This is a genomic window from Paenibacillus kobensis NBRC 15729 (genome assembly GCF_004000825.1).
GTDB classification, from domain to species: Bacteria; Bacillota; Bacilli; order Paenibacillales; family Paenibacillaceae; genus Paenibacillus_T; species Paenibacillus_T kobensis.
The window spans coordinates 1-20,283 of the sequence record NZ_BILZ01000052.1; the positions used below are offsets into that span (position 1 = coordinate 1).

The following is a 20,283-nucleotide window of genomic DNA, read 5'->3' on the forward strand; positions in this document are numbered from 1 at the left end:
CCGCGAAGCGGACAAGCCCGCGGTCAAGCTGTTGAACCTCGGCGGGCGAAGCGCCCTTCTGCGGCGCGAATACATGAGCCGCTCCTTCTGGTCCGTGCAGCGGATTGTTCACATCGCATGCAGCTTGAATACGTACATCGGCGAGCCGAGGGTGCGCTCCCGACAGGTCGATGCTGGCAATCGATTCCAGCGCGGCGCCGCCGCGTGCGACCTCGAAGCCATTCCGGTCGCGGAACGAGCAGCCGAGCGCTTGCAGCATGCCGACGCCGGCGTCATTCGTGGCGCTTCCGCCGAGCCCGATCAGCAGCTCGCGGCATCCGCGACCGAGCGCGTCGGCGATCAACTCGCCGACGCCGAACGTCGTTGAGGCCAGCGGATTGCGCGCATGCGGCGGCACGAGCGGCAGACCGCATGCGGCCGCCGCTTCGATGACGGCGGTCGAACCGCCGTTCAGCAAGCCGTAGACAGCCTGTACTGGTTCGCTGAGCGGACCGGTGACCGTTAATGCAATCCGCTGCCCGCCGGAAGCGTGGACGAGCGCGTCGACTGTACCTTCGCCGCCGTCCGCAAGCGGTACGCATACGGTGCGGGCGTCCTCATAAGCTTCATTGATCCCTGAGGCAACGGCTTCGGCGGCCTCGATTGACGACAAACTTCCTTTGAACGAGTCGATCGCGATAACGACTTTCATTTTACGCAGCGCCTCCATCCCTATCTATAAACGGTTAGCGTCACGCTGTACCGTTCATAGCCTTTGCGTACGGTTGACGTTTCGAATTTCAGCTTAACAAGGTGTATAAAACAAGTAATAAAGCAAACGCCAGTCTCATAACCTTCCACCAGCCTAATAAAAGGGTTCGCCATCGAATGCTCTATTCCTATCCCTATTGCAATTCGGCCCATGTCTATGTTTGCCAGTATTTACATCAGAGATGCTGTCCGATACAATGAAAGAATCTATTTGTTAACCGTTGTATTTAAATTTTGGTTAACTAATAATCATGGGAGGGGAAGTAATGACAATCGAGAACACGCTGAATAGACAGGGATCGAATCATCAGACTGAGATAGCGGCCGGTGGAAGCAACCGCTGGCAGTTACTGGCGAACAAGGCGTTGGAAGGGGAGAGGCTGACGCTGGAAGAAGGGTTGTCTATTCTTGAAGCAGACAATTCGGAGGTACTGCCGCTGCTGCATGCCGCCTATACGGTACGCAAGCATTATTACGGCAATAAAGTGAAGTTGAATATGATCCTGAACGCCAAAAGTGGCTTGTGTCCCGAAGACTGCGGTTACTGCTCGCAATCGATCGTATCGACCGCTTCCGTTCCGAAATATACCATGCTGGATAAAGATACGCTGCTCGCCGGTGCGCGAGAGGCGATGAATCGCCAAGCTGGAACATATTGTATCGTAGCCGCGGGGCGCGGACCGACGGAGCGGGAGCTTGGGCAAGTTATCGATGCGGTACGCGAGATTCGTGATACAATGCCGCTCAAAATTTGCGCCTGCCTCGGCATTCTTAACGAAAGCCAAGCGGAGCGTCTTCAAGAAGCCGGCGTTCACCGGTACAACCACAACTTGAATACGAGCCGCGACAATTACAAATCGATTACGACGACGCATACTTATGACCAGCGGGTCGACACGGTCGAGAAAGCGAAGCGGAGCGGCATGTCGCCTTGCTCCGGCGTTATTGTCGGGATGGGTGAAACGCCGGAGGAGCTCGTCGAGACAGCATTTGCTCTGCGGGAGCTCGATGCCGACTCGATTCCGGTCAACTTCCTGAACCCCATCCCAGGCACGCCGCTCGAGGGCAGGCCGTTAACGCATCCGATGCAAGCGCTCAAGACGCTGGCGTTGTTCCGCTTCGTCTGCCCGAGCAAGGAGATTCGCGTTGCCGGCGGGCGCGAGCTCAATTTGCGCTCGCTGCAGCCGCTGGCGCTCTATGCCGCTAATTCGCTGTTCGTCGGCGATTATTTGACGACGGAAGGGCAAGCGGTCGAAGCGGACCATCAGTTGATTGCCGATCTCGGGTTTGAGATTGAGAAGTGCGCCCTGTAGGTAGCTTTAGCGCATGATGGATACGCCTTGATCTTTTAACCGGCCGATTGCGGCGGAGAACACGGTCTGTCCTTCTTGTGCGATCTGCTCTAAAGCTTCGTCGACCGAGATTTGATCCTTGATGGCCATATCGATCCATTTCTCTCCGTTCTCGACGAACGCGTCCGCTGCTTCATGGTGGAAGAAGCCATATGGACTGTACGTTTTCATAGTAGGTTGCAGCATGGTGAACGGAGCAAGGTCGTGGCCTGCAATGGCTGGCAAATATTCGGACCGCGATGGGATGCCCCAGTTAGTCAATTGCACGGCATTGGAAGACAGGTATTTATCGTCATTCGTAATAAATGATATAAATTTCCAGGCTTCTTCCGAATGAGCGGAGGCGGACGATATCGAGAAAATTTCATCGACTGAATATTGATTGGAAATGTTCGGGTTAGCCGGATTAACGGGAGCCGTAACCATTCCCCAATCGATATCTTCGCCTTCGTGTTGAAACTGTTCATTGAAGATTTGGAAGTTATATGCCGTTGCCAAAGAGCCGAAAGACATTGCCGTGTTGCCCATTAAGATCGGATCATAAGTGAACTCGTTAATATCGGGTTTGTTAAAAACGGCTTGCTTGCGAAAAGCCTCGATTACGTATGAGCTGATTTCTTTCCATTTCGGTGTATTGAACGTGATATTCGAGGTGGCGGGATCGATGGCCTGCAGCCCTTCGGTCTCGCCAACGGCAAGAATCGTCATGAACGGAATAAACCGATAGTAGCTCGTAACGAGACCATACAGGCTGCGGCCGTCGTCCATTTGAGAGGGAAACCGTTCTGCCAACTGCAGGATCTGCTGCCAGCTCATTTGATTCGAAGGTTCGGGAACGCCGTATTGGGCAAACAGTTTCTTGTTGAAGAAAAGCACTGAGCTATTGAAAGACGGAGAGATTCCGAACAGCTCCTTGGTTGAAGGGTCTTGGAATGTTTGGTATGTAATCGGGTGCAGTTTGTTCAGGTCCAATCGTTCTTTTCGGATATAGGGACTGAGATCCGTAAGCTTCCCTGCTTCTTGGAGTCTCTTAAATTCGGTAATCTTATTGTTGAACACAATATCGAGCTGGCTGGGATCGAATGATCCATTAGGCGGAGTCACGATAACCTCAAGATGGATGGCAGGATACTTTTGTTCGAAAAAGTAGCCGACACGCTTATAAAAAATGTCGGAGTCCGGGTAATTAACCTTAAGAGTCACAGGCTTGTCGGCAGATTGTGATGCACATGAAGTCAGGATCAATCCCATTGCGATAATGATTTGAATGAACGATATTCGCTTCATAATTCCTCCTGCGGCTAGCTGGTCTTATTCATAAATGATACAAAAGGCGAGGAATTGCTTCCTCGCCTTCCTTTTTATTACCAGGTATTTGTGGATAAAGATTGCTCGCTCCAAGTATTGTTCGTGTAATAGGATCTGGCTGCTGCTTGAAGGAGTAATCCCGTTTTTTTCGTCTCGTAAACGTAGATATCATGCGTGTATCCGTTTGAAGCGGTTTGGCTTTGCTTTAACGTACTGCCGTCATATACGGTGACATATAATTTGAGATCATCCAAATCAGGATTATGGCTAGTCGCCGTACCCCAGCCTGTAATCGTGCTTCCGCCTCCGGAAGACCATTGCGCAAATACGGAACCGTAAGGGTCTTTCACTCCCGTAGATCCGGCTAGAGCAGGGACAGCGGAAGCGAGCAGCAGGGCTAGAGCAAGGACTGAGGTTGTAACTTTCTTGTTCATTATTAATTCCTCCCCAAATAAATGATCTATGTATGAACGGGCGCGCACCGTTGATACCGATTAAGGCGATGATTGGCCGGAAACAAATTCCGATGTTTTCTGCTTGTACGCCGCAAGAGCGTCCTCTCGTGAGATCCCTTGTTGTATGGATAGAATCGCTTCGTTACCCCATCCAATGAACTCGGCTGGAATATCATCAAAGTAAGGGGACGGTGTTAACTGCCCGACGGCGGCCAAATAGTCGCTCGGCGTTACCGATTTATTCGAGCTGATCCCATATATATTGACTTCCCACTTGGCTGCTGTGCTCGAGGTTAAAAACTTCAGTAGTTCGAGAGCGGCGTCAGGATAGGCGGTTTGGGCGGAAATAGCGTAAAATCCTTCGGCCGAAAACAAAGGCGAGCTGTCTGGGTTTTGGGGATCAATGGGCATTGGAGCCAGCTCCCATTGGAAGTCGGGTTTTATATGCTCAATTGTGGCGTACTGTCTGTAATTAATGATCGCCATTGCACACTTGCCCGATATAAAATCGTCGATATCGCCGAAACGGATATTTTGTTTCGCGATAGGTTCCTCCACCATAGCCCATACGGATTGCCAGCCCGGGTTGTCCACTAGAGAGGCCGGGGGACTGGTTTGATATAATCGATAGCCTAGCGTCGATCCAATATCTGTCAAGAAAAATATAGGGGCAGGCTCCAAAGCGGCCAGTCCGTAAGGGAAGCGTTGACTCAACAATAAAAATTGATCCCACGTAAGAGGCGGGGATGGGAAATCAATCTTCTGTTGTTCGAATAAGGTCTTATTGTATACAATGACCCTGCTGTCAATTGACGGCGGAATTCCGTAAAGATTCCCGTCGCCAAGCTGCTTGGCCAATTCAATAGCAGCCGGAACGTAGGAATCCAGTTGAAGCCGCCCCGTCTTAATGAACGAGCTTAGGTCAAGGATTAAGCCTTCCGATATAAACTCTTTCATTCGGGTATAAGGGACGTACACGAGATCGGCAGGGTGCTGGGCCATCCAGTCTGCTGGGGTCTGATCGTCCATCCACACTTCGGAATTGGAGATCACGGTATAGTTCAAATTAGGAAATTCATTCTTGAGCAGCTGCGGGTACCGTTTCTCGAATTCTTGGGAAGAACGGTATCCGATCGTTAGCGCGGCATCGTCTCGAAGCAACGGGTTGTCGCTGGATGGTTTAGAGCTGCAGCCGAGCGGGGCGAGCATACATAAAGCGGTTAATAGTACGAAGTTGAGTACGCGTTTCATCGGGCACACCTCATCGGTCTAGAAAATATTTAAAATATTAAACTTTCTCACATGTTTCATAGTTTAACTAAATCGATCAAATAAGGAAACGAAATGGAAAATTCGGTATACCGCAAATAAAAAGCGGGGAGCGAAAAGAAGGATAGGCAGAATACGTATGAAGGGTGTGTGAATGTTAAGCGCAGTGTAACAAAAAGAACAGCCGCATGCGATACGGCTGTTCACATTATCTACGTTTAATATTCACCGTCGGCTGCGGCGGATTTGGCAGTGTATAGGTGCCTCCTGCCCGTGACCGCATCGAACCGTTCATCGGACTAATATCGCCGCCCGTACTCGTGCCAGCTTGATTGCCGCTCGCTCCGGTTCCGGTTGGACGACTGCTTCCGCTAGAAGCGGGTGGACCGACGAATACGGTCTCATTGACTGCCTTGATCGGAGCGAGCGCTGCCGAGATAAGCGCAGGGTCGATGTTGTACGACAGCTTGAACACTTCGGAAGGCGTCGTGCGCAGAAAATCGGACACTTCGGCATTCTCCACTTGGCTGCTGTTGAAGAACAAGTGCAGATGCGTCCGGTCCGTTACCGGCGTGATCCAGTGGAGCCAGCCCATCGGGATGAAGACGACTTGGCCGGGGCCTGCAGAATTGTTGATGAGCTGCGATGTGTCAGGGTTCAGAATCGACACGATGACTCTGCCTTCAATGACGACGTCGAGCTCCCAAGCGTTCGGGTGCCAGTGCGGTTCGCGGATATGTCCCTTCGTCATATACAGGTCGGCGACAGAGCCGCCAACCATGGCTGGAATTTGTGTCGCGGATACTTCATAGGCGAGGTTTGCCTCGTCAGCCTTGAACAGCAGGTTGTCTTTCATGTTATAAGCCAGGTTCGGGTTGCCTGCGCTTTTCTTTAAGTTCAAATTACCGGGCACGAATCCGGCTCCGCCCATCCCGTAACATCCTCTCGCTAATCGTTATGTTGCAACGTATGGCATTGAGGGTTGCGAGGTGTATGTCCCGCATGGCGGAAGGACCTGCAGATGAACGAGCACAAATCAAGAGCGCCGGCCTCAATAAGAAGCCGACGCCCGTACGCATCCCTAATATTCGACATACATATAAAATGTGCGTTACCTTACTCTTCTCAACACGGTCGTCTGCCAGGATGACCGCGTTTTTTTTGTTTAGAATACGAGATATACCCAATATGACAGCAAAATCAGCGTAAACATGACGGTCAGCGGGATGACCAGAATGGTCACTTTCACATAATCGCCCCATGAGATTTTGACGTTTCCTTTCCGCAGAATATGCATCCACATCAATGTAGCTAGCGTGCCAATCGGCAGCAGCAACGATCCGATATCGCTTCCGATGACACTGGCCAGATAGGAAATTTTCAGTGTGACTGGATCGAGTCCCATGTTCGTCAACGTCAGTGTGCCGACCATAAGAGCGGGATGATTGTTGAACAGGTTCGAGAGCAGCGAGACGACTACGCCCATACCGATGCTGGCATGGAGCAGGCCTCCATGGGCGAATGGGCTTAAATACTTGATCAGCAAGTCCGTCAGGCCGATGTTGTGCAGGCCATAAATGATAACGTACATACTGAACGCGAATATAAGGATATGCCAAGGCGTCTTGCGGACCATGTCGGTCGGCGGGATTTTCAGATTCCACCAACGCCATCCGAGCAGGACGAGCGAGCCGATGACGGCTGCGACCGGCACCGGAAAACCGACATAAGAGGCGACGAACAGACTGATGCGGACGCCGAGCACGAACAAAATAATGTTGCGCATGAACGCTCCCCGGTTTCCGGCAGGGGCGGTCCCTTGTTCATACTTCAGCGGATGGTGTCCAGGCATTGGCGAGTAGGGTCTTGGGCCAGCGGACAGCTTGTTCAGCTTGCGCGGCAAGACTGGATAGAACACGATGAACAGCAGGCCCGACATGAACAGCAGGCCGAGCGTAGCGGGAATAAACATCATGGCGGTGTGCATGTACAGCGACATATGAACGATTTTGAGCGCGATCAGGTTTACGATGTTGCTCACGCCAATCGGCGCGCTGGAGGCGGTTGCGATGAGTGCTCCCGAGATCAGGTAGGGCAGCTTTTGATGGTTTTTGAGTCCCAAATTGTGCAGGATGAGCAGCAGAATCGGTGTCGTAATAAGGATGCTTCCGTCATTATTGACGAAGAGCGTCATTAGGAAACAGAGCAGGTTCGTATACCAGAACAGCTTGATGCCGGAGCCGCCAGACCGCTCGGTCAGCCTCTCGGCGACCCAATGGAAGAAGCCGAAGCTTTCCAATACGATGGCCATAACGATCGTCGCCATAATGGTGATGGCCGCTCCGCCGATCGTCTCGGTAATCGTCCATAGATCGGGCAGGGAGACGGTTCCGCTGAGCAGGACGATGAACGCGCCGACCGTAGCCGGGATTGCCTCATTGACGGTGGGCCGCCAGAATATAAACGATACGGTGAAAATAAACGATAGGATCGTAATCCATATCGCCAGGTCTTGCATCTTACATTCCTCTTCTCACGAATGAATTGATGGTTGTCCTCCTTAGGTTCAGGCCGCTTGCTTCGGTAATCCGCGCTTGCAAGGTAAGGCCTTCCCGAATGTGCCAGCATTTGCGTGATCCTCCTCTCAAGCCCCGGCGCAGCATGCTAGAGTAGCTAGCTATGATGTATGTATACGTATCGGGTAGATGACTTGTACTACGCTATATCCCTAATTCTATCAACTTCCAACGGATATCAATTAGAGACAGGTGCCGTGGATGAACGTCTATCCTATCGTGGCGAAAGCCCATTGCGGGCTCGGACAAAAAGACTGCCCCGCAAGCTTTGCATTGCGAGGCAGTCTTATCTTATTCATCTGGTTATGCCATTTGGTGCACGATGCTTGGAGGGGCGGACAAGCTATGCCCGGTCTTGCTGAACGGTTCTCCCTGTATAATACATGCGGTCAGGCGCGGGCTCGTTCTCTTTGGCGGCCATAGAAGAAATAAGCAGCTTGAACACGGCCGTCTTGCTGCCCATGGACGACACATACCGCTCCAGATGGCTTCGCTTAAGCGGCTCGTTATAATAGCCCGGCGTATATTTGTCGATCAAGCCTTGCATCGCTTCTGTCGCTTCCGATAGATCGATTACGATCTCGACGGAACCGTGGATGACCACGCTCATATACGCGGTATCAATATGCGCAGGGACCGGGTCGGCGATCGTGCCGTACTCTTCGCTTACGGTGAAGCAGGCTCTCGGATTCTCGTGCATAATGGCGACTTTCCGTCCTTCCTGCGCTCCGTGGAAGTACACGGCATCTCCCAGCCATACGAAGTTGAGCGGAATAACGTAAGGGATGCCGTCTTGGGACAAGCCGAGGAAGCCGGTCCGTGCCTGGTTTAGAAAGTCTCGGATACGGTCTGCATCCGTGCAGGCCCGTTTTTGCATGCGAATGGGGAACATCGCTCTCTCTCCTTCAAGTTAACGTCGATATGATATACTCATTTTAGGTATGAAGTGTCCTTTGCAAAAGATACAGTTTCGAACAATTTAAGAGGGACAGATGGTGAGAGATATGATTAGTTTAACGCCGGAGATCGATCGGCAAAGCCGTGTTCCTCTCTATCAGCAGCTATATGGCTACATTCGCAAGCAGATCGAGGACGGCATTCTGAAGGAGGAGGAGCGGATTCCTTCCGTGCGGCAGATGTCCTCCTATCTGCAGGTTAGCAAGAATACGGTGGAGACGGCGTATCGGCAGCTATTGGCGGAAGGGTATATTCACAGCCGGTTGCGAAGCAGGCTCTGCGTGTTTCCGATCGAGACATTGGCTTCGAGTGCGGTGGGGCGGCGGCAAATACCTGAGGGCTTAACCGAAGAGACCAAGGTTCGCACTGCTGTGCCGGCGGCGCATGACGTGATTGATTTTGAATACGGGGACGTGGAGAAGGATAAGTTCCCGCTGAAGCGGTGGAAACAATGTTTGACAGACGCGCTGAATGACCATTTGGAAGAGGTTGTCGGTTATGGCGACCGGCAGGGCCATAAGGGGCTGCGGACGGAAATCGCGAAGTACTTGTACCAATCGCGCGGGGTACTATGTTCGGCGGAACAAGTGTTTCTCGGTGCAGGCACGCAGCAAATGATCAGTCTGCTCTGCCAGTTGCTCGGCTTGTCGGGGCGGGTTGCCATGGAGGATCCGGGCTATAACGGAGTTAGAACGGTGTTCGCGAACCACGGGTACGAGATCGTGCCGGTTCCGCTCGATCCTGACGGCCTGTCCGCCGAACATCTGCGAATGAGCGGCAGCCGGTTGGCGTATGTAACCCCGTCGCATCAATTTCCGATCGGGATGGTCATGCCTGTCCGGTTAAGGACGAGACTGCTCCAATGGGCGTACGAGAATAACGCCTATCTGATCGAAGATGACTACGACAGCGAGTTCCGTTACCAAGGCCAGCCGATTCCGGCGCTCAAGGCGATGGATACTGGCGACAAGGTCATTTATCTCGGCACGTTCTCGAAGTCGTTCTTGCCTGGCGCCCGGCTTAGTTATGCCGTACTGCCGGAATCGCTTGAAGCCGAATTCAAGAAAGGGCAGCAGGTGTACAGCCAGTCCGTGTCCCCGCTCATCCAGACGGCAACGTATTTGTTCATGTCCCGCGGGTACTTCGAAGCGCATATCCGCAGAATGAGGAAGCTGTATCAGAACAGGCATCGGACACTGATCCGCGCCATATCAGAGTATTTGGGAGACCGAGTCGGTGTCATTGGGGAGAAATCGGGCATGCATCTGCTGCTCGACGTGCATGGTCGCGACAGCGATGAACTGCTCGAGGCGGCGTTCTCGCACGGTGTGAAGGTGTATTCGCCGCGAATCCAATGGATGAATCCGGAGGAGTGCCCGCCAACCTACGTCATGCTTGGGTTCGCGGGATTGACGGAGGAGCGTATCCTGAGCGGGGTGGCCCGGCTGCGGCAAGCTTGGTTCGGTGAATCAAGTTCGATTTAAATAAAAATAGCTTCCCGCACATCCTGTCGCAAGGATCGTGCGGAAAGCCAGCTAATTAAACGTTCTTATCAACCGAACGGACCGGTCGATTATACCTCGATAACCCAGCCGAACGGATCCGGCAGGTCGGTGCGTTGAATGCCGGTGATCGTGTCATATACGCGGCTGGACAGTTCGCCCGTCTTGTTGTTGTTAATGACGAGCTTCTCGCCCGCGTAGTGAAGAGCGCCGACTGGCGAGATAACTGCAGCCGTACCTGTACCGAAGGCTTCTTCAAGCGTGCCGTTCTTGTGTGCTTCTACGAGCTCGTCGATCGAGATTGCGCGCTCTTCGACCGGGATATCCCACGAGCGGAGCAACTGCAGAACCGACTTGCGCGTAATGCCGTCAAGAATGCTGCCGTTCAGCTCCGGCGTGATGACCGTGCCGTTGATTTTGAAGAAGACGTTCATGCTGCCGACTTCTTCGATATATTTGCGGTGCACGCCGTCGAGCCACAGCACTTGGGAGTAGCCGAGCGCCGATGCGCCTTCTTGTGCTTTCAGGCTTGCCGCATAGTTGCCTGCCGTCTTCGCGTTGCCGACGCCGCCTTTGACTGCGCGGACATACTCGGATTCGACGTGAATCGGAACCGGGTTCAAGCCTTCGCTGTAGTAAGCGCCGACTGGCGACATAATAATCATGAACATGTACTTCAAGGATGGCGATACGCCAAGCGCTGGTTCAGTAGCGATGACGTACGGACGAATGTAGAGCGACGTGCCCGGTTCCGACGGAACCCACTCGCGGTCGACGTCGATGAGCGTGCGAAGCGCTTCAGCCGCAACTTCCGGATCGACCGCCGGAATGCTCAGACGCTCGTTGGAGCGGTTCAGACGCTGCCAGTTCTGATCTGGGCGGAACAATACGACGCGGTTGTCGTCTGTCCGGTACGCTTTGAGGCCTTCGAAAATCGTCTGGCCGTAGTGGAACACCTTCGCAGCGGGATCGAGCGATATGTTCTGATACGGAATGACGCGAGCGTCGTGCCAGCCTTGACCAGCATCGTAATCCATAATGAACATGTGGTCGGTGTAAGTTTTGCCGAATACAAGATTTTTCTCATCTGGACGCGGCTTTGGATTGCTCGTGCGGGTAACCGAAATTGAAACTTTCGACAACGTGAACAGCCCCTTATCGTTAAATTAAAGTGAAGTAATCGCTTTTATTAATTGAATGGTATCATTCTCTTCTATATATTGAAAGTATCTGTTTTATTGAGTCAACATACTTTTTAGGTATGGACAGGACGGAGGGTGACAACGGTGGATATACGGCAGCTGCGCTATTTTATCGCGATCGCGGAGGCGGGCCAAATTACACGTGCTGCAAAGACGCTCAACATGGAACAGCCGCCGCTCAGCCGGCAGTTGAAGCAGATGGAACGGGAACTCGGCGTGATCTTATTCGACCGCAGCGGCAAGCAATTGACGCTAACGCACGCCGGAGAACTGCTGCGGGAGCGTGCAGAAATGCTGCTGCGGCAGTTCCATGAGACGGTGCAGGAAGTGCGGGAGGTCGAGGAGGGCGTACAAGGGCTGCTGTCCATTGGCGCTGTCGTCTCGTGCGTCTCGCTGCTTCCTCGTGCGATCGAACGTTTCCGGGAAAAGTATCCCCAAGTCACGTTCAAAATAAGCGAAGGTGACCACTTTTTGCTCGGCGATGCGCTGGTGAAGCGCGGTATCGAGCTGGTCGTCGCCAGGCTGCCGTTCGAATTTGCCGCCGATTCGCCGTATGAACACGATGTGCTGCGGCTGCCCTCCGACCCGTATGTAGCCGTTATTCCGCGCAAATGGACGTCCGCCGACACGCAGTCGTCGATATCGCTGGAGGAGCTTGCCTCGCATCCGTTTCTGACGCTGAAGACGGATCAGACGATCGGCATGCACGAGCAGGTCATGAACGAATTTCGCCGCAGTGGTCTTGCCCCGCGCATTATTTGCGAATGCTCGAGCGTCGCGATTATTTTATCGTTGGTTGCAGCGGGCATCGGTGCCACCGTGCTGCCGAAATCAGTCGTTGCAATGTCGCCGATCGATGCGCTTCGCATGCTCCAGATCGAGGGCGCCGACTTCCAATCCGAAGTAGGCATCGTGTGGCTGAAAGACCGGTATTTGTCGAAGAGCGCGCGGCGTTTTATCGAGCAGTATAAGGACGGATATTAAGAGCCTAACACCCATCAACCTAAGGGGAGTGTACCCCCGTTGGATATTGGTGTTATTTGATGGAGTCTCGAGGCGTTTTTGTGCTGGATGGATTGGTGCATGGTGCAGATGTTTATGTTTGGCCAGGTGGCGTTATATACATATATTGTTATTCGAGACGTTTTAAAGAAGAGTATGTTTCGGGAGGCCGGCAGGATGAGCGCGGTAGTTCGTCTGGAAAACGTGAGTAAGGTCTATGAGAACATTGAAGTGTTGAAGCGAATCAACCTTTCGATCGGTAAGCGGCAGGTGGTCGGTGTGGTCGGGCCGAACGGGTCGGGCAAAAGCACGTTGCTCAAAATCACTGCCGGGTTGATTCGGCCAACGGGCGGCGGCATACATACTGAGGCGGGAGGCGCTAAGGCGGCCGTTGGTTATGTCCCGGAGCGGTTCCCGCAGCTGAGGCTGACTCCGCGGGAGTATTTGTTATCGATGGGCCGGTTTCAACGGATCGAACGGGCAAGACTGGAAGCTCGCATTGCTGAACTGCTGGAATGGTTCGGTATGACGGGAGCGGAGCGCCGCCGGATGAATGATTTCTCCAAGGGGATGCTCCAGAAGGTTAATCTGATGCAAGCGGTGCTGAATGAGCCTGATTTGCTCGTAATGGACGAGCCGTTGTCGGGCTTGGATACGGCAGCCCAGCATGAACTGGTTCGGCTGCTTGGCGGGTTGAAAGAGCAAGGGATGGCCATGCTGCTGAGCTGCCATGAGGAGCTGTTGCTCGAGCGGCTCGCTGACCGGGTCGTTGCTCTTCGGGCAGGAGAACTGGGGGAACGTCATTCCTCTATTATAAAAGAAGCCGATGTTGTCATAACATGCAGATTCCAATCGCCGGACCGGGTGCTTCAATTGGAGAAGAAATGTGCGGACTTGCTGCTGCAATCTACCGGCGGCGGTCTACATTTGATTCAGGTTGAAGTATGGCGAGTGGATGATGTGCTGCGGCATATTTTGGAGTTGGATGGTTCGGTCGTTTCTGTCATTCCGGGCACGCACGGCGTGCGTGCGGTTGAAGGGGGGATGGCGGGTGTATAGAGAGCTGGTCGTGTATTTGATCCGTAATTACAGCCGGTCTTACCGGTATGTCCCTCCGCTGTTTGCTTTCCTTATGTTCGTTGTGTTCCTCTATTCCTACAAGCCGAATTACGTGATGAGCAGCTTCGCAGTGACAGCTTCCGCTCTCTTCGTCGTATCGAGCTGGATTTGTTACACTTTTATACGGTCGGAGCATCCGGTCCAGGAACAGCTGTCGATGATTCATATGAGAAGTGTGCCGCGCTACTATGTTGGGATGCTTGTCTCCGTTTTGGCGGTTGTTTTTGCTTTTGCAGTTTTTGCCCTAGCGTATCCGATCGTATTCAATAAACTGGTGAGAATGCCAACGCCGGCCGAGATTGTTGTCGGCTTGCTAGCGCATATGGGGATGGCTTGCTTGGGATCGGTGATCGCTTGCTTCTTCAACCAGCGGTTTGTACCGCGTCCGTTTTTTGCTATTGGCGGCCTGTTAGGCGTCGCGATATTGTCGTTCAGCCAAGGTGCGTTAGCGCAGCAGCTGGGCGAGCAGTTCCAATGGATCGAATGGGCGTTGCCCCCGGCTTTTCAGCTTCTTGATTTGATGATGAATTACGGCTCCTATTCCTCTGGGAGTACAATCGGGAGCATCGTGCTGCCGTTTCTGTACGCGGCGGTGCTTGCGGCGATCTTCGTCAGGCTGATGAAGAGAAGGCTAGCCGGATGATGGGGGCGGCTGCAGCGCGCAGTCCCGCTGACCCATAACGACACAAAATGTGTCGTAAAAGTCGGAGCGTCGGAGCGCCGCTGCGCGGGTTTGTAACGAAGAAAAAAATTATAACAAAATCTCCCCCTTGGGGGTGATAGTCCATAATTGGAAAAACATATAGTATTTTGTGTAGAGAAGCTTGGCGCCAGCGACTCTTCTGTTTATTTAATCATGAACTGGAGGCTCGTTATGAAATCTATTATTAAAAAATCTTCCAAATTGTTGGCTGTTTCACTTGTTTTTGGTGCAATGTTCGCCGGTAGCGCTTTTGCTAAGTCGTCTGAGTATCACATTGACTATACGACCGACTATATTAAGCCGAGTTTGAAGAGCTTGGTTAGTGCTGCGTCTTCGTCTTCCTCCTCCACCCCTACCTATCAATGGAGTTACTCTGGAACGTTTAATCATATTATCTATACCTCAAGTCAGCTTACAGTTACACCAAGCACCACTATCTCCATCGCCGCGAAGCAGAAACTAAATAACAGCAGTTATGCTACTCCTAAAGTAGAGTACCGCTGGGTTTATAAAGGTTCGGAACCTAGTAATGATACAAATCTTACAAATGCTATCACTTGGGAAGGCGGAACATCAACGGTATATGCCTCTAAAACCCTAACGTTTAATGTCGGTACGAATGCTGATCCAGGCGGTACGATTGCCTATTTAAGAATGTGGAATCAAAACAATGCTAACGGCTCAAGTAATCCTGGTACAAAAATTATTGAGATAAGCGGCGATGTAAGCTACTAATTTTGTATAGAGTTTAATGTGGATGTAGAACCTATGGCTTCGAGTCATAGGTTCTATCTTTAGTAGGAGGCGATGGGACTGCATGGTGTATTATGGCCGGAAGACATATATGCTAGCTTTTGCAATAATCGTAGTATTCGCGGGTGCGCTGTTAAGCTCGTGTGGTAAGGAGGAAAATCATAAAAGAGAGGGGGGGCAATTAGCGATTACGGTACCCTATTCGTCATATAAAGAATATTTGGAGAGTTCAATCGTCCAAGAGTTTCGAAAAGTGCATCCGGATATTAATGTAACAGTAGGATATAGCTATAATGATTTTAAAGACGATTTCAGTCGTGACGTGGAAGGGAGTGTTCTGAATCAATTGGAACATACCGATTTATATTTTGGTATTACATATGCTCAATATGACTATTTAAAAAAGGGGGACGAATTGACGGATCTAAGAACGATGTTTCAGATTACGGATTTCAAGGAAAACAAATTATTTAACCCAATAATAGAGGCTCTTTCGGAAGAGAAACGTATTTTTGCAATGCCTATGGGCTTCTTCTCTAATTCAATAGCATACAATGTCTCTATATTCGATGAATTAGGGATATTGTATCCGAACGAGCGCAATACCTGGGACGAGCTTTATGAGATTTCAGAAAAGATCGTCGAGAAGTCAAACAAAAAGTATTCCGGAATTGTACTGAATGATGAGAGGTACAATAATTTCGGGAAAGCGCTCGATGTGCTTAGTTTTCCGTTACAAGGGGATCTTTATGAGAAGAAAGGGGATCATGTGGTAATTAAACGAGATAAGATGTCTTATTTCATTGATTTCTACAAGAAAGGAATCGCGGGGGACATTATTGCACCGAGGATGGAAGACTTCTGGAATGGACGCGCAGGTATGGGGTTTTTTAATCTGTATGATTACGGCGCATATGATAACGGGAGAGTTGATTATAAGATTATTAGCGCTCCATACTTTGCGGGAAGTTCTAATACTTATGTATTGCCTGGAGATATGTTTGCAATTCCGGTTTCGAGCTCTAATAAACAATTGGCCTGGACATTCATCGATTTTGCGGTCAGAAACTACGGTCCCCAGTTCGATAGTGGCTCTACCGGATGGTTCCCGGTATTACAAAGCGAACGATTAAAGGAACAAAAAATCGGTAATGTACCCGCCGCTCCCTTCTACCAAATGGGTACATTGGTCAAGCAGCAGGTACCGATATATAGTCTTGACGAATATTTCTCTTTCAACGAAATCCTTCATGACAGTTTTAATCAGCTATTAAGCGATCAGATTACGAAAGAGCAGTTTTTTCGAGATACAGCTGATCAACTAACAACCGTTTATAAGCAGATGGAGGAAGAATAATGGATATTTTACCTCATATTTTTACTGGAGCTGCATGTGGTAGTTTGATTTTAAATCGTAGATACGACAGTAAAAAATTTCGGACAATGCCGCTTCTCTGTGGAGCGTTGGCTGGCATATCCCCTGACTTGACCAAACAATTTGGAGATTTATTCGGTCATTCTATATTTTTTTCATCAATTGTCGCCATCCCGGCTACCGTTATGGGGATCATAATTCTAAAGGAGACAAAGGCCTTTTTTCGCCTGTGGGTGGGCTTGACGTTAATCGTCATTATTGCCCACCTTTTGTTGGATTACCTGCAGAACGGCGTGGCTCTGCTATATCCATTCATTACAGATGAATATTCATTCCCGATCGTTCTTGCAAACGATTATTATATTATAGGCATGTCTCTACTCGCTATTTCTGTAAGATTATTTTCAGGAAAAAGCACGCTCTTTGCTAAAACTGTTCCCGGAATAATGAGTTTAGCGGCAATTTATTTAATCAGTTTGTCTGTCTTTCGAATACAGCTTATTGATAATATAAATGAGAAATTTGCGGCATACGAGCCTTACACATTGGTTGAAGCATATCCTGACGGGTTAAACCGCTTAAGAATGCCCCAATGGGGATATATGATTCGCAACGAGCGGTTCTTCATTAAAGGACAGGCTTCAACGGCTGGACGACCCAAAGGCGATTCAAATATTCAATTCGTAGGGGCTAATGGATTAACCGAAGTAGTTCTTGATACGACGATTCACGGCCGCCGATATATCGTATGTGAGCAGGAGGCTGAAGATTCGCAAGTATACATGTATAACAATGGGGAATGGGAGCTAGTTCACGATGCTGAGGTGCAATCAGACCTTCTTGCTTTGCTACGTTGATCCAATAAATTCCAATCTATTGTATATTAGGAAACTTGTTGTATTTGCGAATAAATTGGATCCGTGTTGACACTTCTAGCTTCCTGTAAATGCTTTTGATGTGAGAACGGATCGTTTCTTCGGAAAGGTATAAAGCTTGGGCTATTTCTTTTCGAGTCAAGTCTGTTGCCCAAAGGTTTGCGATTTCATGCTCTTTATTCGTTAATCCCAATGCTAGTAACGCTGGCCCGATTGCTTCCTTGGTATTCGTTATTTTGAAGGTTATATGTTTAACCAGTTGGTTCATAAACGGAGTAGCGAACAAGCAGTTGTGGGTGCGGGGAAGTATTAAAATAACGTAACCAGCTATAATTTGGTGAGGCATAGGTATGGTCTCGCAACCATGTTTGCTAACAATGCGTCCGCCAATATCTATACATATCATAAGAAAAGGAATTGTAATCAACTCACTGGTGCTTGCCAGAGCATCGCGAATAATGTGTACAACTTGTTTCCCCATGGCTATAGGAGATACGACTTCGTTACAGTGTGGTGTATCAATAAATAAATTCAACTACTACACTCCTTAAATATGTCCTCTATATAACATTTTATCATAAATTTGTATATATTTACCGCAAGAAGTGCTGCGGATTACCGAAAAAAAGATGTCCTTTACGGCAACTCGCTTAAGGTAAAGAGATAGGCCCTTGTCGGAACATAATACCTGCAAGGGCCTATTTCTTTGAAGCTAGTCTTTCCGCCACCATTTCTTCAGATCGCCCCACCACGATTTGCGCTCCTGGGCCTGACGGTCGGCAGTGCCGTCTGTCTGCGACTTATCGCCGCTGCCGCTGCCTGCCGGCTCGGATCCGTCGCAGGTGACAGTCGGCTCGGTGCCGGCGACGAACGTCTCCAGCCGCTTGCTATCCGCGCAGCCTTCTCCGGCGAGCTTGCCTGACTTCGGATCGACGTAGGCGCTGACGACCCCTGCCGGCATCGGGAATATTTTCGGCGGGACGGATGCCAGTGCGCCTTCCGTGAACGATGCGAAGATCGGCGCCGCGCGGTGCGCCTCTGTCGTCGAAAGCTGCCGGCCTTTGTCATACCCGACCCAGACGGCCGTAGCAAGCTCTGGCGTATAGCCGACGAGCCATGCATCCGACGACGTTGTGCCAGTCTTGCCTGCGACAGGGCGGTTCATCGAAGAGGATACCCGGTGGCCTGTGCCGCCGGTCTCGAACACGCTCTCCATCAAGCTGGTCAGCACGTAGGCGTGCGCGGGATCGACGACCGGTTGGGATTCATGCTTCGCTTCATATAATACATCGCCGCTTCGGTCCTCGATTCGAAGGATCGCAATCGGCTTTACGCGCACGCCTCCGTTGGCGAATGTGCCGAACGCCGAAGCCATTTCGAACGGGCTGACCGGGAACGTGCCGAGTGCAAGCGACGGCACCGGTTTCATCGGACTGTCGATGCCGAGCTTGCGTGCCATATCGATCACTTTGTCCGCGCCGGTCTGCATAATGGTGTTGACCGCATAAATATTGTCCGAGCTCGCAATCGCCTGGCGCATATCAATAAAGTCGCCGACATACTTGTCGTTATAATTATGCGGTTCGTACGTCAGCCTGCCGTCGTCGTAGGTGAACGTCGTCGGCTCGCTTTTGTATGCAGTGAGAGGGGTAATCCCCTGCTGCTCCAGTGCGGTCAGATATAAAACAGGTTTGAACGATGAGCCGGGCTGCCGGGTCGTCGCGAATACCCGGTTGAACTGATTGTTCGGGTAATCGCGTCCGCCGACCATCGCTTTCACGTAGCCGTTGCGCGGGTCGATCGCAATAAGCGCCGCCTGCTGCTCCGATCCGGCCGGAATGCCGTCTTCAACTGCTTTCTCGGCAGCCAGCTGCGCATCGCGGTCGAGCGTCGTATAGATGCGGATGCCGCCCTCGTTCAGCAATTGCTCGTCGATGCCGAGCTCTCCTGTCGCGACGGAACGGATATAGTCGCGGAAATAGGGGGCGAACCCATCCCCGCGCGACTCCGCCAACGGCTTGAACGCCAACAGCTCCGCATAGGCTGAATCCGCCGCCTGGCGCGTAATAACGCCGCCGTCTGACATGGCATGCAGGATGGTAAGCTGCCGGTCCTTCGCATTTTTCATATTCATGTAGGGTGAATAATACTTCGGCCCTTTCGGAATGCCGGTTAGCATGGCGCTTTCGGCCAGATCCAGCTCCGATGCCCGCTTGCCAAAATACTGCTCCGCTGCCGCCTCAATGCCATACGCTCCATGCCCGTAATAGATCTGATTTAGGTACATATTAAGGATGTCGTCTTTGGAATAGTGCATTTCGAGCTGGACCGTATACATCGCCTCCTTCAGCTTGCGTGTCCAGGTGCGTTCGTGCGTCAGATAGAGATTGCGGGCGAGCTGCTGCGTCAGCGTGCTTGCGCCTTGCTTCTTGGACATGTTCTGGGCGTTGACGAGAATGGCCCGTGCCATGCCTTTCATATCGAAGCCGCCGTGGTCATAGAACCGCCGGTCTTCGATCGCAAGTGTCGCCTGCACGACATAAGGCGATATTCGGTCGAGCGAAACGGAGCTCCGGTTCTGCGTCGTATGGAACGTGTCGATGACGTTGCCCTGCAGATCGAGCATTTGGGACGTTTGAGTGATGGCTGCGGCAGGCAGCGATTGAATGCGCAAGTACAGCAGCATGCTGGCAATCGAAGCGATGAATAAGGCGGCGATTACGCCGGTCAGCTTAGCGATCCTCTTCCACTTGGCGCGTCCGGTAAGCCGGGGCCATATCCGTTCGGCAATAATCGGGAACAAAGGCGGCCTGCGGCGTGCAGCGGGTTTGGGCATAGCCGCCTGTCCGGATGAACGGGTTGTGCGGCCTTTCAGTCGGGTGAACCAACGTGTAGTCATGCGGCAGCTTCCTCTCAGGTTGAAAACTTCTCATTCCCTTAGTATGGAAAAAGGAAGGGGCTGCTATTCGCGGTGGAGCCGAAATGTTCACGTTAGGGAGGTGAGAAGAAGAAAATCCAATTTTTACATTCCGTAAACATTTACGAAACATTAACAAAACAGTCGACATTATAATGATTGGGAAGG

18 protein-coding genes are annotated in these 20,283 nt (G+C 51.3%); 8 read left to right on the forward strand and 10 right to left on the reverse strand.

Going from position 1 to position 20,283, the window contains the following annotated elements; translation table 11 throughout:
* Positions 1–691: glycerate kinase (locus PKO01S_RS22610; RefSeq protein ID WP_164779713.1), on the reverse strand; the 691-nt coding region annotated here is incomplete at its 3' end.
* Positions 692–1,016: 325 nt separating this feature from the next.
* Between PKO01S_RS22610 and bioB the strand changes: the two genes are divergently transcribed.
* Complete coding sequence (bioB, locus tag PKO01S_RS22615) at positions 1,017–2,063, forward strand: biotin synthase BioB (protein WP_127533715.1); 1,047 nt, start codon at positions 1,017–1,019, stop codon at positions 2,061–2,063.
* 6 nt (positions 2,064–2,069) lie between these two features.
* Here the strand turns inward: bioB and PKO01S_RS22620 are convergent, their stop codons facing one another.
* The 6 genes from PKO01S_RS22620 to PKO01S_RS22645 all read right to left on the reverse strand — a co-directional run bounded on the left by PKO01S_RS22620 (position 2,070) and on the right by PKO01S_RS22645 (position 8,602).
* Positions 2,070–3,389: an ABC transporter substrate-binding protein gene (locus tag PKO01S_RS22620; RefSeq protein WP_127533716.1), complete on the reverse strand. Its 1,320-nt coding sequence runs from the start codon at positions 3,387–3,389 to the stop codon at positions 2,070–2,072.
* 77 nt (positions 3,390–3,466) lie between these two features.
* Positions 3,467–3,844 (reverse strand): hypothetical protein, encoded by a 378-nt coding sequence (locus tag PKO01S_RS22625; protein WP_127533717.1) that lies wholly within the window; start codon positions 3,842–3,844, stop codon positions 3,467–3,469.
* A gap of 60 nt (positions 3,845–3,904) precedes the next feature.
* The gene (locus PKO01S_RS22630) at positions 3,905–5,116 is read right to left on the reverse strand and encodes an ABC transporter substrate-binding protein (protein ID WP_127533718.1); all 1,212 of its coding nucleotides are present in this window, start codon (positions 5,114–5,116) and stop codon (positions 3,905–3,907) included.
* Positions 5,117–5,342: 226 nt separating this feature from the next.
* A complete protein-coding gene (locus PKO01S_RS22635; RefSeq protein ID WP_127533719.1) occupies positions 5,343–6,065 on the reverse strand; it encodes a cupin domain-containing protein in 723 nt (240 codons plus the stop codon).
* Positions 6,066–6,299: 234 nt separating this feature from the next.
* Positions 6,300–7,652 carry an arsenic transporter gene (locus PKO01S_RS22640; RefSeq protein WP_127533720.1) on the reverse strand — a complete coding sequence of 451 codons (1,353 nt, stop codon included), beginning with the start codon at positions 7,650–7,652 and terminating at the stop codon, positions 6,300–6,302.
* A gap of 401 nt (positions 7,653–8,053) precedes the next feature.
* The gene (locus tag PKO01S_RS22645; protein ID WP_127533721.1) at positions 8,054–8,602 is read right to left on the reverse strand and encodes a pyridoxamine 5'-phosphate oxidase family protein; all 549 of its coding nucleotides are present in this window, start codon (positions 8,600–8,602) and stop codon (positions 8,054–8,056) included.
* Between the two features lie 112 nt (positions 8,603–8,714).
* Between PKO01S_RS22645 and pdxR the strand changes: the two genes are divergently transcribed.
* Entirely contained in the window at positions 8,715–10,151 is a 1,437-nt protein-coding gene (gene pdxR, locus PKO01S_RS22650; RefSeq protein WP_127533751.1) for a MocR-like pyridoxine biosynthesis transcription factor PdxR, read from the forward strand.
* Positions 10,152–10,240: 89 nt separating this feature from the next.
* On the opposite strand, the gene PKO01S_RS22655 is transcribed toward pdxR, so the two are convergent.
* Entirely contained in the window at positions 10,241–11,311 is a 1,071-nt protein-coding gene (locus PKO01S_RS22655; RefSeq protein ID WP_127533722.1) for a branched-chain amino acid aminotransferase, read from the reverse strand.
* A 144-nt stretch (positions 11,312–11,455) separates the two neighbouring features.
* On the opposite strand from PKO01S_RS22655, the gene PKO01S_RS22660 reads away from it, so the two are divergent.
* The 6 genes from PKO01S_RS22660 to PKO01S_RS22685 all read left to right on the forward strand — a co-directional run bounded on the left by PKO01S_RS22660 (position 11,456) and on the right by PKO01S_RS22685 (position 17,180).
* The gene (locus PKO01S_RS22660) at positions 11,456–12,355 is read left to right on the forward strand and encodes a LysR family transcriptional regulator (RefSeq protein WP_127533723.1); all 900 of its coding nucleotides are present in this window, start codon (positions 11,456–11,458) and stop codon (positions 12,353–12,355) included.
* Between the two features lie 195 nt (positions 12,356–12,550).
* Positions 12,551–13,432 (forward strand): ABC transporter ATP-binding protein, encoded by an 882-nt coding sequence (locus PKO01S_RS22665; RefSeq protein WP_164779714.1) that lies wholly within the window; start codon positions 12,551–12,553, stop codon positions 13,430–13,432.
* Positions 13,425–14,135: a hypothetical protein gene (locus PKO01S_RS22670; RefSeq protein WP_127533725.1), complete on the forward strand. Its 711-nt coding sequence runs from the start codon at positions 13,425–13,427 to the stop codon at positions 14,133–14,135. Before PKO01S_RS22665 ends, PKO01S_RS22670 begins: the two co-directional genes overlap by 8 nt.
* Positions 14,136–14,366: 231 nt before the next feature.
* Positions 14,367–14,930, forward strand: a complete 564-nt coding sequence (locus PKO01S_RS22675) for a hypothetical protein (protein ID WP_127533726.1) — start codon at positions 14,367–14,369, stop codon at positions 14,928–14,930.
* A gap of 82 nt (positions 14,931–15,012) precedes the next feature.
* Positions 15,013–16,305 (forward strand): ABC transporter substrate-binding protein, encoded by a 1,293-nt coding sequence (locus tag PKO01S_RS22680; protein ID WP_127533727.1) that lies wholly within the window; start codon positions 15,013–15,015, stop codon positions 16,303–16,305.
* A complete protein-coding gene (locus tag PKO01S_RS22685) occupies positions 16,305–17,180 on the forward strand; it encodes a metal-dependent hydrolase (RefSeq protein ID WP_127533728.1) in 876 nt (291 codons plus the stop codon). The genes PKO01S_RS22680 and PKO01S_RS22685 overlap by 1 nt, the downstream gene beginning before the upstream one ends.
* A gap of 16 nt (positions 17,181–17,196) precedes the next feature.
* On the opposite strand, the gene PKO01S_RS22690 is transcribed toward PKO01S_RS22685, so the two are convergent.
* A complete protein-coding gene (locus tag PKO01S_RS22690; protein ID WP_127533729.1) occupies positions 17,197–17,733 on the reverse strand; it encodes a response regulator transcription factor in 537 nt (178 codons plus the stop codon).
* Between the two features lie 177 nt (positions 17,734–17,910).
* Positions 17,911–20,097: a transglycosylase domain-containing protein gene (locus PKO01S_RS22695; RefSeq protein WP_246070690.1), complete on the reverse strand. Its 2,187-nt coding sequence runs from the start codon at positions 20,095–20,097 to the stop codon at positions 17,911–17,913.
* Positions 20,098–20,283 lie beyond the last annotated feature (186 nt).

Bases quoted from the DNA above. Each gene is read 5' to 3' on its own strand.
- PKO01S_RS22675 (WP_127533726.1), top strand. From the start codon at position 14,367: ATGAAATCTATTATTAAAAAATCTTCCAAATTGTTGGCTGTTTCACTT.
- PKO01S_RS22625 (WP_127533717.1), bottom strand. From the start codon at position 3,844: ATGAACAAGAAAGTTACAACCTCAGTCCTTGCTCTAGCCCTGCTGCTC.
- PKO01S_RS22620 (WP_127533716.1), bottom strand. From the start codon at position 3,389: ATGAAGCGAATATCGTTCATTCAAATCATTATCGCAATGGGATTGATC.
- PKO01S_RS22645 (WP_127533721.1), bottom strand. From the start codon at position 8,602: ATGTTCCCCATTCGCATGCAAAAACGGGCCTGCACGGATGCAGACCGT.
- PKO01S_RS22635 (WP_127533719.1), bottom strand. From the start codon at position 6,065: ATGGGCGGAGCCGGATTCGTGCCCGGTAATTTGAACTTAAAGAAAAGC.
- PKO01S_RS22640 (WP_127533720.1), bottom strand. From the start codon at position 7,652: ATGCAAGACCTGGCGATATGGATTACGATCCTATCGTTTATTTTCACC.
- bioB (WP_127533715.1), top strand. From the start codon at position 1,017: ATGACAATCGAGAACACGCTGAATAGACAGGGATCGAATCATCAGACT.
- PKO01S_RS22630 (WP_127533718.1), bottom strand. From the start codon at position 5,116: ATGAAACGCGTACTCAACTTCGTACTATTAACCGCTTTATGTATGCTC.
- PKO01S_RS22685 (WP_127533728.1), top strand. From the start codon at position 16,305: ATGGATATTTTACCTCATATTTTTACTGGAGCTGCATGTGGTAGTTTG.
- PKO01S_RS22665 (WP_164779714.1), top strand. From the start codon at position 12,551: ATGAGCGCGGTAGTTCGTCTGGAAAACGTGAGTAAGGTCTATGAGAAC.
- PKO01S_RS22695 (WP_246070690.1), bottom strand. From the start codon at position 20,097: ATGACTACACGTTGGTTCACCCGACTGAAAGGCCGCACAACCCGTTCA.
- PKO01S_RS22680 (WP_127533727.1), top strand. From the start codon at position 15,013: ATGGTGTATTATGGCCGGAAGACATATATGCTAGCTTTTGCAATAATC.
- pdxR (WP_127533751.1), top strand. From the start codon at position 8,715: ATGATTAGTTTAACGCCGGAGATCGATCGGCAAAGCCGTGTTCCTCTC.